Origin of the sequence: Paenibacillus hebaui, assembly GCF_051934385.1 — a bacterium.
GTDB lineage: Bacteria > Bacillota > Bacilli > Paenibacillales > Paenibacillaceae > Paenibacillus.
Map to the genome: position 1 here is coordinate 1016070 of NZ_CP196836.1, position 15316 is coordinate 1031385.

Annotated in this window: 15 protein-coding genes; 10 read left to right on the top strand and 5 right to left on the bottom strand. The window is 45.0% G+C overall.

Annotation, left to right across the window (positions count from 1 at the left end):
- Positions 1–428 precede the first annotated feature (428 nt).
- Together ACR32F_RS04490 and ACR32F_RS04495 are read right to left on the bottom strand one after the other, a co-directional pair.
- A complete protein-coding gene (locus ACR32F_RS04490; RefSeq protein WP_440119685.1) occupies positions 429–770 on the bottom strand; it encodes a DUF1801 domain-containing protein in 342 nt (113 codons plus the stop codon).
- Between the two features lie 2 nt (positions 771–772).
- Entirely contained in the window at positions 773–1348 is a 576-nt protein-coding gene (locus tag ACR32F_RS04495) for a GNAT family N-acetyltransferase (protein ID WP_440116545.1), read from the bottom strand.
- 175 nt (positions 1349–1523) lie between these two features.
- Here ACR32F_RS04495 and ACR32F_RS04500 point away from each other — a divergent pair, with 175 nt between their 5' ends.
- The 8 genes from ACR32F_RS04500 (at position 1524) to ACR32F_RS04535 (ending at position 9851) form a co-directional block, all read left to right on the top strand.
- Entirely contained in the window at positions 1524–1979 is a 456-nt protein-coding gene (locus tag ACR32F_RS04500; protein WP_440116547.1) for a GNAT family N-acetyltransferase, read from the top strand.
- 223 nt (positions 1980–2202) lie between these two features.
- The gene (locus tag ACR32F_RS04505) at positions 2203–2490 is read left to right on the top strand and encodes a hypothetical protein (protein ID WP_440116549.1); all 288 of its coding nucleotides are present in this window, start codon (positions 2203–2205) and stop codon (positions 2488–2490) included.
- A gap of 130 nt (positions 2491–2620) precedes the next feature.
- Positions 2621–3973, top strand: a complete 1353-nt coding sequence (locus tag ACR32F_RS04510; protein ID WP_440116551.1) for an amino acid permease — start codon at positions 2621–2623, stop codon at positions 3971–3973.
- Positions 3974–4264: 291 nt separating this feature from the next.
- On the top strand, positions 4265–5446 hold the full coding sequence (locus ACR32F_RS04515; RefSeq protein WP_440116553.1) for a WXG100 family type VII secretion target: 1182 nt from the start codon (positions 4265–4267) through the stop codon (positions 5444–5446).
- The gene (locus ACR32F_RS04520; protein ID WP_440116555.1) at positions 5446–5919 is read left to right on the top strand and encodes a hypothetical protein; all 474 of its coding nucleotides are present in this window, start codon (positions 5446–5448) and stop codon (positions 5917–5919) included. The genes ACR32F_RS04515 and ACR32F_RS04520 overlap by 1 nt, the downstream gene beginning before the upstream one ends.
- A gap of 422 nt (positions 5920–6341) precedes the next feature.
- Entirely contained in the window at positions 6342–6833 is a 492-nt protein-coding gene (locus ACR32F_RS04525) for an RNA polymerase sigma factor (protein ID WP_440116557.1), read from the top strand.
- On the top strand, positions 6830–7840 hold the full coding sequence (locus ACR32F_RS04530) for an anti sigma factor C-terminal domain-containing protein (RefSeq protein ID WP_440116559.1): 1011 nt from the start codon (positions 6830–6832) through the stop codon (positions 7838–7840). The genes ACR32F_RS04525 and ACR32F_RS04530 overlap by 4 nt, the downstream gene beginning before the upstream one ends.
- Before the next feature lie 361 nt (positions 7841–8201).
- Positions 8202–9851 (top strand): methyl-accepting chemotaxis protein, encoded by a 1650-nt coding sequence (locus ACR32F_RS04535; protein WP_440116561.1) that lies wholly within the window; start codon positions 8202–8204, stop codon positions 9849–9851.
- A gap of 169 nt (positions 9852–10020) precedes the next feature.
- Here the strand turns inward: ACR32F_RS04535 and ACR32F_RS04540 are convergent, their stop codons facing one another.
- On the bottom strand, positions 10021–10545 hold the full coding sequence (locus ACR32F_RS04540) for a LysR substrate-binding domain-containing protein (RefSeq protein WP_440116563.1): 525 nt from the start codon (positions 10543–10545) through the stop codon (positions 10021–10023).
- A gap of 116 nt (positions 10546–10661) precedes the next feature.
- On the opposite strand from ACR32F_RS04540, the gene ACR32F_RS04545 reads away from it, so the two are divergent.
- Positions 10662–11183: a zinc-binding dehydrogenase gene (locus ACR32F_RS04545; protein WP_440116565.1), complete on the top strand. Its 522-nt coding sequence runs from the start codon at positions 10662–10664 to the stop codon at positions 11181–11183.
- A gap of 146 nt (positions 11184–11329) precedes the next feature.
- Here ACR32F_RS04545 and ACR32F_RS04550 read toward each other — a convergent pair whose 3' ends face one another.
- Together ACR32F_RS04550 and ACR32F_RS04555 are read right to left on the bottom strand one after the other, a co-directional pair.
- Positions 11330–11839, bottom strand: coding sequence for a GNAT family N-acetyltransferase (locus ACR32F_RS04550; protein ID WP_440116567.1), 510 nt, complete (start codon positions 11837–11839; stop codon positions 11330–11332).
- 171 nt (positions 11840–12010) lie between these two features.
- A complete protein-coding gene (locus tag ACR32F_RS04555; RefSeq protein WP_440116570.1) occupies positions 12011–12778 on the bottom strand; it encodes an AraC family transcriptional regulator in 768 nt (255 codons plus the stop codon).
- Between the two features lie 194 nt (positions 12779–12972).
- Here ACR32F_RS04555 and ACR32F_RS04560 point away from each other — a divergent pair, with 194 nt between their 5' ends.
- The gene (locus tag ACR32F_RS04560) at positions 12973–15294 is read left to right on the top strand and encodes a beta-L-arabinofuranosidase domain-containing protein (RefSeq protein ID WP_440116572.1); all 2322 of its coding nucleotides are present in this window, start codon (positions 12973–12975) and stop codon (positions 15292–15294) included.
- The last annotated feature ends 22 nt before the right edge of the window (positions 15295–15316 follow it).

Below are 15316 nucleotides of genomic sequence, written 5' to 3' on the forward strand. Positions count from 1 at the left end.
TTAGCAGGCTGTGTAGGTTGTGATGACAGTAGCAGCATATAACAAAAAGGGGCATCCCGTAAGTTTTGCACTAAACGGAATGCTCCTTGTATCCGGCGCAGGATGCATTGAGACATGTCTACGGCAGTCAGCCACATATTCCGTAAGGTCAACCAGAGATACCTCGGGTTGGCCTTTTAAAGCGTTTAACGAACTCAACGCGTCTTATTGGACTAATTTGCATCAGTGTAGTGTTCTAACGAATCGCAGACACGCTAGTTCTCTCATATGCAAGGTTTTTCGAAGAATACCGTGGGGCTTTTCAATCATAAGACTGGTGAGATTCGTTAAAATATCAAATGCCAGTGTACCCTCAAAATAAGGTGTGTATGATTCGTTAGCACCCGCACCCGAGTTGCTACCTATTCGTATGATTCTCACTACTCTTTCTACAATTCCGCAGATGCTTGCTTCAGAAGTTGAGCCAGCCACTCATAGTCCGGTGTATCTTTTTCTTTAATTTTGATCGTTTTGCGTTCTTCCGGGCCTTCGAATATGCCATCTGGCAGATCAAGTCCGGTTGCATTAAAGATGGTGAAGGACACGGCCTGTTTGGATGGTGAGATGACTGCAGCGTATTTTCCGTTTTTCAAAAGATGAGGTTTCTTATACTGCATGCGTTCCTGCACGTCAGGGATGGAATCATGCACCAACTGCCGCAATTGTTCAGCGACTTGAACTTGCCAGGGCACCTGGATCTGTTCAATAAACTCAGTGACTTCTGCATTCATGGTCATGCTTGTTCCTCCTCCGTATGAATCTGATTGTGTGCTTCCCATTCCGGTTTTAAAATTCCCATCATCAGGCGGTCATAGCGCCTACCATCGCGATATACAGCTGAACGTGCCCGACCCTCCAACTGAAAACCGGCCTTCTCATAGGAACGGATTGCTTTGGCATTATATGCGATGACGTCCAGACCTACCCGATCCAGATTCAGTTCATGAAAGGCGTAACGCAACATAAGATTCAACGCTTCGGTTCCGTACCCTTGGTTGCGATGTTCGGCAAGTCCAATACCGATCGCAAGCTGCCCACAACGGTTGTTCCATTCAATACTATGAATGACGACAAAGCCAATCAGTGTATCCTCTTCATGCGTTCGCAGTCTGAAGTACACTTCCTTGTTCTTCGTTTCGCCCTCATCTTCCAACTGTTTTTCCGAATAGGGGACGGCAATGTCGGTATCGACATTTCGTAAATACTCTGGATCTTCGTTCCATCGAAGCATCGTCTGCACGTCTTCCGCACGGGGCGGGGTCATCTTTAATCGTTTGCTATAAAACAAGTTATCCGTCGTTAGTGTCATAGGGGTCTCCTTTGGCATCAGATAGCTTCATCATACTGGAAATTATAGGTGAATCACAATAGAGTATTTCAGTGGGTATAAGTAGTTGTCAGGAAACCTGACATGGTAGTAATATAGAATTATCGATATACATTCAGTGATAGATACATTAATAATGTCGACAGGAGTGGTATGTTTGGAGATCAAAGTGGATGATTTGAGCGGAATCCAAGTAAAGGCATTAATTGCAGAGCATTTGCAAGGCATGGCAGCCGATTCGCCGCCGGAAAGTATCCATGCGTTAAATCTGAATGGACTGAAGAAGCCTGAAATTACATTCTGGTGTGCATGGGAAGCGCATGACCTGTTGGGCTGCGGTGCAATGAAAGAACTGAATCCGGAACATGCAGAATTGAAGTCAATGCGTACCGCTTCGGCTCATCTGAGAAAAGGCGTAGCAAGACAGCTTTTGGCACATATTATGAATGTCGCCACAGACCGTGGCTACAAGCGAATCAGTCTGGAGACGGGCTCGATGGATTCATTTATTGCGGCGCGGAAGCTATATGAAGACTTCGGATTTGAGTACTGCGAACCTTTCGCAGATTATATATTGGACCCGAACAGTGCGTTTATGACAAAGGAATTGTAATCGGATCTCAAGAAAAAAGAGTATATTGATAAGATAGAAACCATCTTTCTGTTAATACAGGTTGATGGTTTTTTGGCATCCGCATTTTGCATCATTCGATTCAAGTCGCTCCAAGTGAAAACTGCAACAAATCATACATAATGAAACAGGAATGACGAGTAGAATGAAGTCAAATGACTTGCGGTGATGGATCATGTTATGAAGAGAATGGAGGAAGTAAGTCATGTTATATTGGTGGTTTGATGATGTGAATCCCCTTTATGCTGTCTTTGTTCTATGTCCCATCATTGCTGTTGTACTTGGGGCATGCAGTTACTATCGGGAGTGGCTTAAAGTTCGGGTGGCACTGGGTGTTTCCTTTATGCTACCGATGTTGTTTATCGCCAGTGATTGGTCTACACTTCGAGAAAATACAGACGCATGGATGATATATGGGATAGGGTATGGTATGGTCACTTGGGTTGTAAACAGATTGCTTCATTCTATTGTGGGGTATAAAAATAGATTATGACACCATATACTTGGGATGCATTGGCCATAAGGAACTTCTGGGCTGATACATGAACAATAGGGTATACTGGAAATTATGTTTATGAAAACAAAGAAGATTACAGACGTTTTTGACATCAGGAGGACTTGAATTGGCTCAGACAGAAGGAACACTACAGAAAAAACTTAAACCAAGACACATCAGCTTTATGGCGATGGGCGGTGTCATTGGAACCGGGATCTTTAAAGGAAGCGCCGAAACAATCGGACTTGCAGGTCCGGGAGTCATTGTAACTTACATTTTTGCAGGATTATTGCTGCTGGTCGTCATGGCTGCGATGGCGGAGATGGCCACGGTGTACAAGAACAAAAATATGAAGGATTTTGTGCAGGAAGCATTCGGCAGCAGAGTTTCCTTTATCATGGGATGGATGTATTGTTTCCTCTGGTTATCGGTTTGTGTGATTGAGGTGATTGCCGCAGGCAGCTTTTTGCAGTATTGGTTCGCGGAAGTGCCGCTATGGATGCTGAGTCTGGCGTGCGCGGTGTTTATTATTCTGATTAATTTACTTAGTGTAGGCGTGTTTGGGGAATTTGAATTTTGGTTGGCAGGCATTAAAATCGCCATGATTATTATTTTTATTATCCTCGGAGCGGGTCTGATCTTTGGGATTATTCCAAGTGACAACACGCCTTATCTGCAAAATTACACACAAGCCGGCGGCTTCTTGCCTAATGGATGGTCATCCATCTTCTCGGCATTGCTGGTTGTCATGTTCTCTTATGGAGGCTCGGAGTTGATTGGTTTGACACTGACCGAAACGGAAAATGCAGACAAGGTGATGCCCAAGATTGTGGGTAACTTTATGTTGAGAATTATCTTGTTCTTCACGTTACCGATTCTTATCATCTGTGGTTTGATTCCGTGGAATGAACTGGGGCCGGAGAGCAGTCCGTTTGTGCAAGTACTTAACTCTACGGGACTCCCGGGAGCCGCCCATATTATGAACTTTATTCTGGTGACAGCGGTTCTGTCTGCTGCAAATTCCGGCATTTACGGTGCATCCCGGATGATGCACTCCATGGCGATGGGGGGAGAAGCCCCCAAAGCATTGTCACAAATAAATCGCAACGGTAGCCCGATTAACACACTGTTGGTATGTGCCGTAGTCTTGCTTGGAGGTTCCATGTTGGGATTGTTCGCGCAGGATCAGCTGTTCCGCATATTGCTGGCGGTTCCGGGGTTTGTGGTGATGCTTGTGTGGATATGTATCGCGTCTTCACAGCTGAAACTGCGGAAGAAATATCCAGTTCAACCGACATTTAAAGTCTGGGGATTTCCTTATATCACTGGAGCGGTGGTACTGTGTCTCAGTGTGATTGCAGTGATGTTTGTGTTCGATGAAGGCAATCGTTTCAGCATTGGCATCTGCTTGTCTGTTCTTGCTGTGCTGATTATCTGGTCTCTGATCCGATTCAGGAAGAGGAATGGACGGACAGTTTAGTATTTGTAGAAGTATCTTAATAGATGTGCAGTAACAAGACATCTCAGCGTTCGCGCTGAGGTGTTTTTTATTGGAAAGAAGGAGGTTTAATGGGGGCAGGTTTGAAATAGGACTGTTATATTATGGATGAATTAAGGGTAATACGAACTAGATAAATAAATCGCGAGTAGCTACGAAATTACCTGAGCTCCTTTTATAATAAAGGGCCAGAGGTACGTTTGAATCTTACATAAATCAGATTACTTCTTTGGATTCATATAACAACGAATATTTTTTTTAACGAGGTACCACATGACAACGATAAAAGTAACCCCGGAACAACTGTTATCCGTCTCTAGACAGTTTGAAGCAGCCCAACACCAGGTTTTTCAGATGAACAGCATCCTGAAACAACACTTATTCGAAATCGAAAGACAGTGGGATGGCAGCACGAAGGAGAAGTTTTATTATGATTTTATAGTGGCGCAGAAGGTCATGGATAACTTTGTTTCATTATCTCTGTCCATTGCCAAAGAGCTTCAAGGGCATGCAGAGAAATTCAGACTTGCAGATCAGCAAGCTCTGCAATCCTATGATCCAAGCTGTGCAGCACCACCGCCGGATGAATGCAGGGCACCAGCAGCTGATACACGTAATGCTTTTCAGAAATCTGCCGACAGTTTGGTCGAATTGGGACAAGCCTTTATACAATCTGCGGATGATCGATATCAGAAGCGATATGATAGTGTAGGCGGTTTTTTGGATTATTGGACATTCGGCATCCCTAGTGGTCTGGTTCAGGGCTATGTAGACAGGGCGGATAAAGCATTCAATTCCCCCAATGATACGGCCAATTGGCTTACATTCGGTATTCATGGTACGATCCGTGAAGCCACCTTTCCTACCAATGCCTGGTCCAGTGAACACTGGGCGAATATGATCGGTATGGGAGGGCTAATGGTTGGAGGGGGTTATGCTTCTTCAATGATTAAACCACATAATCTATTAACATCTACAGGAGGGGGAGCGAGAATCAATTCCTTTTCCCGTCCCGGAACAGGAAATATAACGGGGGGCTTTAATGGTTTTCAAGATCAACGCTTGCGAGTCACTGAAAACATTGCCAAAAGTAAAAAGGCTAGAGAATCCTCAAAATTTTCTGGATTTGTGGAGAAGGAGATTAGTAAGGGGACGGGTGAAACTCGAACACCAAAGTATGTTCCAAAGGACGCTAGCGGTAATATCATGCCTCTTCCTAGAACAGACGGAAAAATGATAAATGGAACTGTTCATGTGCCTGAATCAATGAATCCTCATACACAGATTGGGTGGCAAAAAGGTAGAAAAGGGGATTATATCCAAACCCTTGAGTGGGGGGAGAATGGTGTTCCAGTGAAACGTACAGATTGGACTGACCATGGTCGTCCGCAGAATCATACCAATCCACATGACCATCCTTCAGTCTTTCAAGATGGCTCATGGAGTTTTAAGTAATGGAGGTGGGAAAGTTGGAGGACAATTATCTTAAAAGACCTACATTTATTCTTAGATTAAGTGGGGAGCATTTCCAAAGTGAGATAGGTTGTTTGGGAAAACAACTTGTTCAAATACTAGCCTGTATTCGACATGAAACTTCCAATTTTACTTGGTATGCTTTTGATGTGTTTGGTAGCAGTAACCAACCATCTGAAGTATTGTTCCCAAAACCATATTCAGAAATCCTAAGTACAGATGAACTGATTAAAAAAGCAGAAGAGATAGTGCAGTTCCATTCGGGAGTGTTCATCGGGATTAGGAAAGGTAAAGAAATTGCATGGAATACCAATACATTACCGGAAACAGAAGAAAGTGAAGGATTACAACATCCTGAGGCAGAGTTAGAAATTCGTCCATTTGATACTTCGTATTTTGAAGTTTACGGTATGGACATTGATATCGAAAATAAAATTAAATCTTGTTTCATGTAATTGTTTAGAGAGGGGCTACCCAGTGCTGAATCCGGATCTCGATAATCTGAGCCATATAAACAGAACAGGATAAGTTTAAGAAGACAATCATGAGCGATAAACTGACAATTATCAGTGAAAAGTTTCGTAAAAAAATAGTGAGGTTGAAGTCGAAGGTCTTACTATTCTCATAGATGACACTATAAAAGTAGTGTTTGAAAAGATACTTAAATTGAACAAATGAAGGGTGATCACCCACAAAATCAAACTTAAACCTAACAATATTAACTAAACTCTGACGTTTATGTCGGGGTTTTTCTTTGTATATAAGTGTACCCGTTTCATCGAAACACAATTAACAGAATATCGGATTAAGAAAATTTTTCTCGGAACTTCTAACATTTCAGATGTCTGTCCGTTATACCTGTGAAAGGTGGTGAAGCATGGACGCCGGACAAATCAATGAATTGTTACAGCCAAAGCTAACTGAAATCCGGCATTATTTGATTAGACTTGGCGCTTATCCGGCTGATGCAGAGGATATATTGCAGGAGACTGTCTATAAAGCTTTTCTATATATAGACTCAATTGAAAATGACAAGCTAAGTGCATGGCTGTATAAAGTTGCTATTAACCGCTATTATGATCTTTGCCGTCGCAAAAAATGGAATACCGTACCGATAGACGACATGGAAATACCGGATTCTAAACTGCCTGAAGATGCTCTGCTACAACAGGAAAAGAAAGAGGAAGTGGAGGCTGTTCTCAGTCAGCTTGCTCCACTGCATAAGCAGCTTCTAATTATGAAATATGAGATGGAGCTTTCATACCAAGAAATAGCGAATTTGCTCGGGATGCGGACCGAACATGTCAAATCGTCGTTATATCAGGCGAGGCAGCAGTTTAAAAAGAGGTATAGGAGTGAGATAAAATGAACGGACAACATAAAGAGAGTGATTCAGTGAATATAAGCAAGATGGTCAGGAAAGCAAAGAGGGCAACGACGATTCGTACAGTTGTGATTTCCCTCCTGGTATCTTTAATCGCGTTTTGTGGAGTAATGCTGGGCAATCAATATTTGACAAGCTGGAGTTACAGTCGTGCAGACCATAGCGAGCAGATCATGAACCTCATTAGTGGACCCGATGCAAAGCAGACAGGACAGGTCAATTACAGCGGTTTCCTGAATGGCACCTTTCAGTATTATACCGTTAAAGTGATAGAGGGCGTACCCATCCCTTGGGCGGATAAAAAAATCAATTATCAAGTGTTTCCCTTTCTTAACTTTGTTTCCTTTGGGGGGAATACGTCACCATCTGTTTCGTTGCAGGATGAGAACATGAAAAAACAAGGCTATGAGTATACACGTAGCTACAATGGATTAAATGGGCAGAGAGAAATGTTATTTTACATTCCCAAAGTAAATTATAATGATAAAGTTCTGAATGATCTTCCCTTACTTCAAGAAACGAATCAAGATAAGCTTGTAGAAATGGCAGTATCCTTTGACAAAGATTATTCTTTAAAAGAGGTGAAGCAGCTGCTTCCTCCCGAGTTAACCCAGACATGGTATTGGGTGGATACGTATGATAACAAAGCATTTTATGATCCGTACATCGATGGCAATGGAAATAAGAGTTACGCAACACCGGACCCAGAAGGTTGGGTAAAAGGCTTTGGGAACTCGGACCCCGATTCAAGTGAAGTGAGTGAGAAAACTTTCTTGGAAGCCTTGGAACAGGGAGTTCAACTGAAAGGACAATATCAGTACGAGTTCAACCGGATATACAATTATTTAAAAAAAGACAAGTCCAAACCTGAGGAGAGTGATATTCGTATTTTGGGAGTAGTGCTTACAGGAACAGCAAAAGAACTCCAAGTGTTAAGTGGACAGCCTTATGTGAGAGGTGTAACTTTGGGGGCTGTGGTAGACAAATTTTAAGCTCAAACTTCGCTTGAGTTAACGGTAAATTGTAGTTCAAAACATCGTCAGTCGAGGACTGTCGGTGTTTTTGTATCAACTTTTGTGCAAAAGTTAGGCTAACACAGTCATGATAGCGTTATCTTGCAATCCAATATTTTCTTGCCTAATTCGACATATTCGTTTACTATTTTCCCATACTTAGTGCTTCAAGCATGTCGTTTTTGGGTAGTGCCTAGGCAAAAAGGCTTGGGTTCACGGGAGAGGAAGAGGAGCGGATGGTCGGTTTTTTTAGAAAACGTTTGGTAGTAGTATTGTTGCCGTAGTTACACTGGTCATTACGATTATAGCCGTTGGTAGCATGCTGTTACAGGTGGCCAATATGAAGCTAGCTGCGCAGGAGGCCATCTCGAGTTACAATATCCAAATTGCTCAGAGTTATGTGAACAAGCTGGATACCGCATCGTATGCTGAGTTTGCCAAGGACCCCGAGGAGAATGACGAGTTCCTGAAGATTCGTGATGAATTGGATGATTTTCGCGAACGGATTGGTGCAATGTATGTATATTTCGTCAAAATAGATGACAAAGGTACACCCCTCATTATGGTGGATGGTATGAAGGATACGGCTAAAGCCTCACCGATTAATGAAGTGACGGATATCCCGGCAGAAGCTGTGCAAAAGTTGTTAAAAGGAGAAAAAGCCAGTTCCTCGATTATTAACAATGAGGAGTATGGCGACTATATATCTTCTTATGCTCCCATGCTGGACAGTAATGGTAACCTGGCAGGTGTGATTGGAATCGACACGGCAGTATCGGTTATTGGAAACATTCAGACCGATATTATGAAATCGAGTATTCTCTTCTATGCTTTGTTGTTATTGATCACACTTGCAGGTATTGTCATTGTCATGTGGGTTATCGTAAGGGGGCTGCGTCCACTTCAACCGCTGAAGGCCAGTGTCGAGAGAATGGCACAGGGTGAACTTGCAGAAGCCAACCGAATTCTGACGTCATATCGTTTGCGGAGCAAAGATGAGATTGGAACGACTTACCAAGCGATGATACATATGTCCGGGAACTTGAATAAGATTGTGAGTGACATGGTTGAAGGTGTAGCAGTAACAACAGATATTTTATCAGAATCGATTAAAGAATTTAATCGCAGTACTGAAGAGATGCTTGAGATGAGCAAGACGGTTGACCAATCTGTCGAACAGATTAGGCAAGGGGCCCATACTCAGAAGCAGGGTGCAAACGATAGCGCGAATGCGATGGAAGAGATTGCAAAAGGTATAACAGATATATCCGAATCCTCGATGATTGTATCGGATTCCGCATCTAGTGCACTTGCTACGGCTGAGTCCGGCAAACAAAGCATGACACTGATGAAAAAACAGATGGAGAGCATCTCGGTTGTTTCAGGTGAGGTTGTAGGGATGGTTCAGGTGCTGAACAACTACTCCCAGGAAATTGGTGGTGCACTGCATACGGTTCGTGATTTTGCAAGTCAGACGAAGCTGCTCGCGCTTAACGCGTCCATCGAAGCAGCGCATGCGGGAGAACATGGCAAAGGTTTTGCGGTTGTGGCGGACGAAGTTCGGAAGCTTGCAGAAGCCTCTAGTACTTCCATGGAACGAATCTCAGATCTGCTGTTTCGCATTCAACAAGAATCGCAGCAGATTGGCTCCCAGATGGGGGTTACCGCACAGGAGATTGGACAAGGTGTTACGATTACAGCAGAAGCGGAGCAAGCATTCTCTCATGTGGTTGATGCGTTCCAACTGGTGACCCGTCGCATTCAGGAAGTCTCCGCAGCAGCAGAGGAAATCTCGGCAGGTTCAGAAGAGGCGGCAGCCTCGGTCAACACCATCTCCCAGATCTCAGTCGGGGTGTCGGATCATTCGGATGAAATCTATCGCCTGATGCGTGAGCAGTCGGCCATGTTCAACAGGGTGGCGCAGACCTCCACGATGCTGGAGCAGCAGACAAACGAGATGAGCGAAGCTGTGAGAAAAGTGGAAGTATAGTTAAGAGAGTAAAGTGTAGCAAAAGTAACGCAAGAGGTAGTTAGAAAAGAGTATAGAATATAGGGTGTTGTGCGACTGTGAAGGCAAAAAAGTGTTCCGTTCTTTGAGAAGTGGATGCTCATCCAAAACTTCCTTCAAAGTGTGGAGCACTTTTTTGGTATTTCAACCATTACAGATGACCCAGCTCAATGGCCTGTCTAAAACGTTGGGCGAACCTTTCTGCGGCTACGGCAGCTTCCTTGAATTCCGTCTGCACGAAGCCAATCTGCATTTCGGGCTGATCAATTGCAGTAATCTCTACCATCTTCACGATGCCTTCTTTCCACAACGGATGTTGGTGAAAGGAGAAGTCGTGACCAATAGTTGCAGCAATATTGTTCCGTAACACCGTGCTGATGGCTTCTGAATTATTCGTTTTGAACAGGATGGATAGAGGTCCATGATCATAGGTGAACTCCTGGATGAAGTCTTCGATGAAACCGTCCCGATAGAGTGCGAGTTTATGTTCTTTTAATTGATCAGGTGTAATGCGGCTGTGCTTGGCAAGTTCAGACAGATGATGAGTGCATACCACCAGTTTGCCCGAATACATGGGGCTGAAATGAAGTCCATCGAATTGCCGCAATTGTTTGGTGTAGATGGCGATGAAGCCCAAATGGGTTCTGTTGTTGCGGATATCCTCAATAATTTCCATGGACCCTTTCTCTTCAATGGAGATGTATCCTTTGAAGAGGGCGCCTTGGTTGAGCCTACGGCAGTGACTTTTCATGCGTTCGCCACAGTAAACTGAAAGTGGGACAGAAGGTTGCCGTGTATGGCGCAGGGCCGATTGGACTGTTGACGATCCTGTCAGCCAAAGCAGCAGGTGCCTCCGAAATCTATGCGGTAGACGTGTTCGAAGAGCGCTTAAATCTGGCAGCCAAGCTGGGTGCAATTCCGGTCAATAGTGCCAAAGTCAATGCAACTGAAGTGATTGTGCAACAATCGGGTGGCATCGACGTGGCGTATGAAGCGGCTGGTGTACAGCCAACGATGGACAGTGCCGTAGCCGTGGTCAAAAAAGGTGGAGAAGAAGTTGTTGTCATCGCAGCTATTCCGAATCCTTTACAGGTGAATTTCCTCGACCTGCTCGTGAAAGAAGCGAATCTGACAGCAACGCTGGCCTACCGCCATATCTTCCCTGAAGTCATCTCCTTGATTGCTGAGGGAGCACTTGATGTGAAACAGGTGATCACCAAAAAGATCAAGCTGGACGACATCGTACAGGAAGGGCTTGAGCTGTTGATGACAGACAAGAGCCATGCGAAGATTCTGGTGGAAATCAGCGGTTAAACTTTGAGGCTATTCTGACCGTATTTTTTCTCGGTTCAAAAGGGGTGTCCCCGTCATGCTTATGACGTAGGGGACACCCCTTTATGTATTAATTACACCTTACTTTGGTTATATTCGCTGTTCTCGCTTTCTACCTTCTGCCATCCTTATGCATCGTAACGGTAGCAGATCGCTTTGCCTCCAGTACTCTCGGAACTGAATTCCGCGTCCTCTACAAAACCGAAACGTTCGTATAACCGGATCGCGTTGACCATTTGGCCACCCGTATATAAATACACCGTATTTTTGCCCATGTCTTTGGCAGATTCAACACATTGTTGAAGCAATTCTCTGGCAATGCCGTGACCTCTCCACTTCGGATCAACGCCTAACAAGCGAATAAACGGATAATCAATGGGCAACTCGAAGTTCGGGTATGCCTTATGTGCGGTTTCAAACAATTGAACCGTTCCGACAATCTGATTATCGATTTTGGCAACCCATAGTTGTTTGATATAAGGGTTGCTCGGCGATTCTCGAATATCTTTCAAATAATGTTGCCATTGTTCCTCTTGTTGGAACGTGTCCCGATACTCGGAGTAACTTTCAACGAGAATATGTACAATCTCATCATGGTCAGCTTCTGTAGCGGGATGAATCGTTACTGCCGTTGTCATCTCAAATACTCCTTCTGATATGGGTTTGCTGAGAGATATCGTTGTCTTGAATTTTAACACACCCGATGTATTTAGATTTATTCAAATGTTTTATAGATGACTCATGAAATTCTATAGGTTAATGTATCTGCACAAACCACAAGCACATCCAATGTTTGTATATTACAAGCTTCATAAGCGATTGAGCTGTGTGGAGTACAGATTGTTACGATATTCGGTTGGTGTATTGCCCTCGTATTGTTTGAACATGCGCAGGAAGAGTTTGTAATCCGAAAAACCGCATTGTCCTGCAATTTCTTTTACACTGGCATTGGTATTGAGCAGCATCTGCTTGGCCCGGCGAATCCGTTCCGTAAGGATATAGGTTTTGAGGCCAATGCCTTTCTCGCGTTTCACCATTTTGGAGATGTAGTCCTTGTTAAAATTAAAAATCTCGGCAATTTTGCCCACTGAAATGTCTGTGTGGAGATGAATATCCACCCACTTGCAGATATGGTCAACGACCGCATTGTGGGGCCGATAGTCTGCCTGTGTGTTGCGTTCCAGTTCTTTGAGCAGCAGCAGCAATGCCGCATCCGCTTCTTCCGATGAGAACGATGAACTATGAAGTAATTGCTTGAACAGCTGATTAGCCGTGGATGGAACCTGAATGGTCGCATGAGTCGGATAGCGGTCGAACTCTTCCTCAAGCGAATCATAATGAACCCAATAGAAGCTGACGGGAGCATCGCTGACCTGATAGCCATAATGGGTGCGCCCAGCCCTCAGAAACAGCAGATCGTTTGCACGAACCACAAACGGTTTTTCCTCCTCCGCAATGTACATCTCACCTTCCAGCATCAAAATGACCTCGTGAACAGGCATGCTGCGCTTGATGTGGCTCCAGTTGCCTTCGGATATGAACTTGCCGCACAGGTAATGTTCCAATGGCTTTTGCATAGGTCGGATTTCTCCACCTTTTCTTGGATTATGAGTCTGATGTAGTTATATTTTATTTGATAATATGAGGATGTTCAAGGTTTATACTGAAATTAGACATAAGGAACATATGAATCGCAACACGGATTTTACCCTCTATACATTCACTAAAGTATATCCAAATCTCGACTACATACCAAGGAGGAGTGAGCTTGATGATTGAAACGAAGAAGGGTTTTTTGGGACCTGAGCATGTGGATCTATTAAATGGTGTTTTTCAAACATCACAACAGGTGGGCGAACGGTACTTGTTATCGCTGGACATTGACCGTTTTTTGGCGCCATGCTTTGAGGTTCACGGGTTACCTGCCAAAAAGGAACGCTACGCGGGTTGGGAAGCACGCACCATCAGTGGGCATTCTCTCGGACATTATCTGTCTGCCCTGGCTGTAACCTATCAGGCGACAGGCAATGAAATGCTAAAACAAACTCTGGATTATGCCGTCAGTGAGCTTGCATCCATTCAACAACATACAGGTAGCGGTTATATCGGCGGTTTGTCCGAAGAACCTTTCCACATGGCTTTTCGGGCGGAAAATATCGGTGGCTTTAACATCGGTGAGTACTGGGTGCCTTGGTACAGCGTACACAAAATCTACCGCGGTCTCATTGACGCTTATAAACTAACGGGGAATCAGCAGGCACTTGAGGTGGTAACACGTTTTGCTGACTGGGCGGTAGAAGGTTTGCTGCCGATGACAGAAGAGCAGATGCAGACGATGCTTCAAAGCGAGCACGGGGGTATGAATGAAGTATTTGCACATTTGTATGGGATCACGGGCAAAGCCTTATATCTTGAGATAGCCAATAAGTTCACCCATCAATTGATTCTCAGACCGTTGGAATACAAGCAGGACGATCTTCAGGGCAAACATGCCAATACGCAAATCCCGAAAGTCATCGGTGCAGCCGAAATTTACAACCAGGACCATACCCATGAGAGTTATCGGACAGCGGCGGAGTTTTTCTGGGATACCACGGTTCATCATCGTTCTTACGTATTTGGTGCGACGAGTATTTCTGAGCATTATGAAGCCAAAGGTATGGAAAGTCTGGGCATCAAAACCGGAGAGAGCTGCTGTACCCACAACATGTTGCATTTGACGAAACAACTCTACGCCTGGAACCACGACAGTGCCTATATGGATTATTATGAGAACGCTATCTACAACCACATCCTGGGCGCACAGGACCCAGATACGGGGAACAAAACGTATTTTGCATCAACTCTGCAAGGACACTACAAAATCTATGGAACGCACGACACCGCCTGGTGGTGCTGTACAGGAAGTGGCATGGAGAACCCGGGCAAATACGCCGAGGCGATCTATTTTGAGGATGAACAGGATCTGTACGTCAACCTGTATATCGCTTCCCGATTGGACTGGGCATCCCAGGGATTAACGCTGAAACTTGAAACCGATTTCCCTTATTCGGAAAAGGTAACCTTGACGATCACCGAAGGCAGCGCCTCGGCCAATCTTAAACTACGCGTGCCCTCTTGGCTTCAGGAGCCCATGACGGCAACCGTAAATGGGGACTCGGGCCATCCGCATACCCGGATGGAACCCGGATATCTCTCCATCGACCGCACATGGACCGCCGGTGATGTCATCACGATCACGCTGCCGATGTCGCTCCACCAATACACGTCCCGGGATGATGCACACAAGGTGGCCTTCCTGTACGGCCCGATTGTACTGGCAGGAGCACTCGGAAGCGAAGGGCTGCCCGAGGATACCATCGTGGACGAAACGGCACTGAATCCCAAAACCGCACCGGTACCTGTGATCTGGACAGAGCAGGAGGATATCCGCGAGTGGATCAAGGTGGTGGATGCAAGTACGTTGACGTTTGAGATCAGCAAGGACGTCACCTCAGATGGCAACCCGGTGAAGCTGATTCCCTTCTATGATGTGCATCATGAGTTCTATACAGTCTATTGGCCGCTTAACGATGAAGGGGATGCACTGGAGAAGGAGTTAAATGATATCACCATCGACAGGGTTCAGCCGGACGGTCAGCAAGATGAAATTGGACATCATCTGGATAGCAATTGCCGCGGGGAGCATCATAACGGTTCAACCACGGATAGCCGCAACAAACTGCATATGTGGCGGGAGGCTTATGGCGTCCGCGGGGCTTACTTCAGTTACCAACTGGGGGTGGATCGGACTACATTCAACTATCTGTGCGTGGGCTATTGGGGCGGGGATCATTCCCCGTTTGATCGGGAAGGTACGTTATACGACAGACAATTCAGCATTACCGTGGATGGAACCATCATCGGAGAGCAGCGAATTCATATGAACAAGATCGGTGAAGTGTTTTATGTGAGCTATGATATCCCTGAGACCGTCACTTCGGGTAAAGACAGTGTTACGGTGACGTTTCAGGCGAAGGGCGATACGGGCTGCGCCGGGAAAGTCACAGAGGTACGCACCACCCGGAGCAAAGCGGAATCTGTTTTTTCGTAAAAAGAGGCATTGTATGAAAACG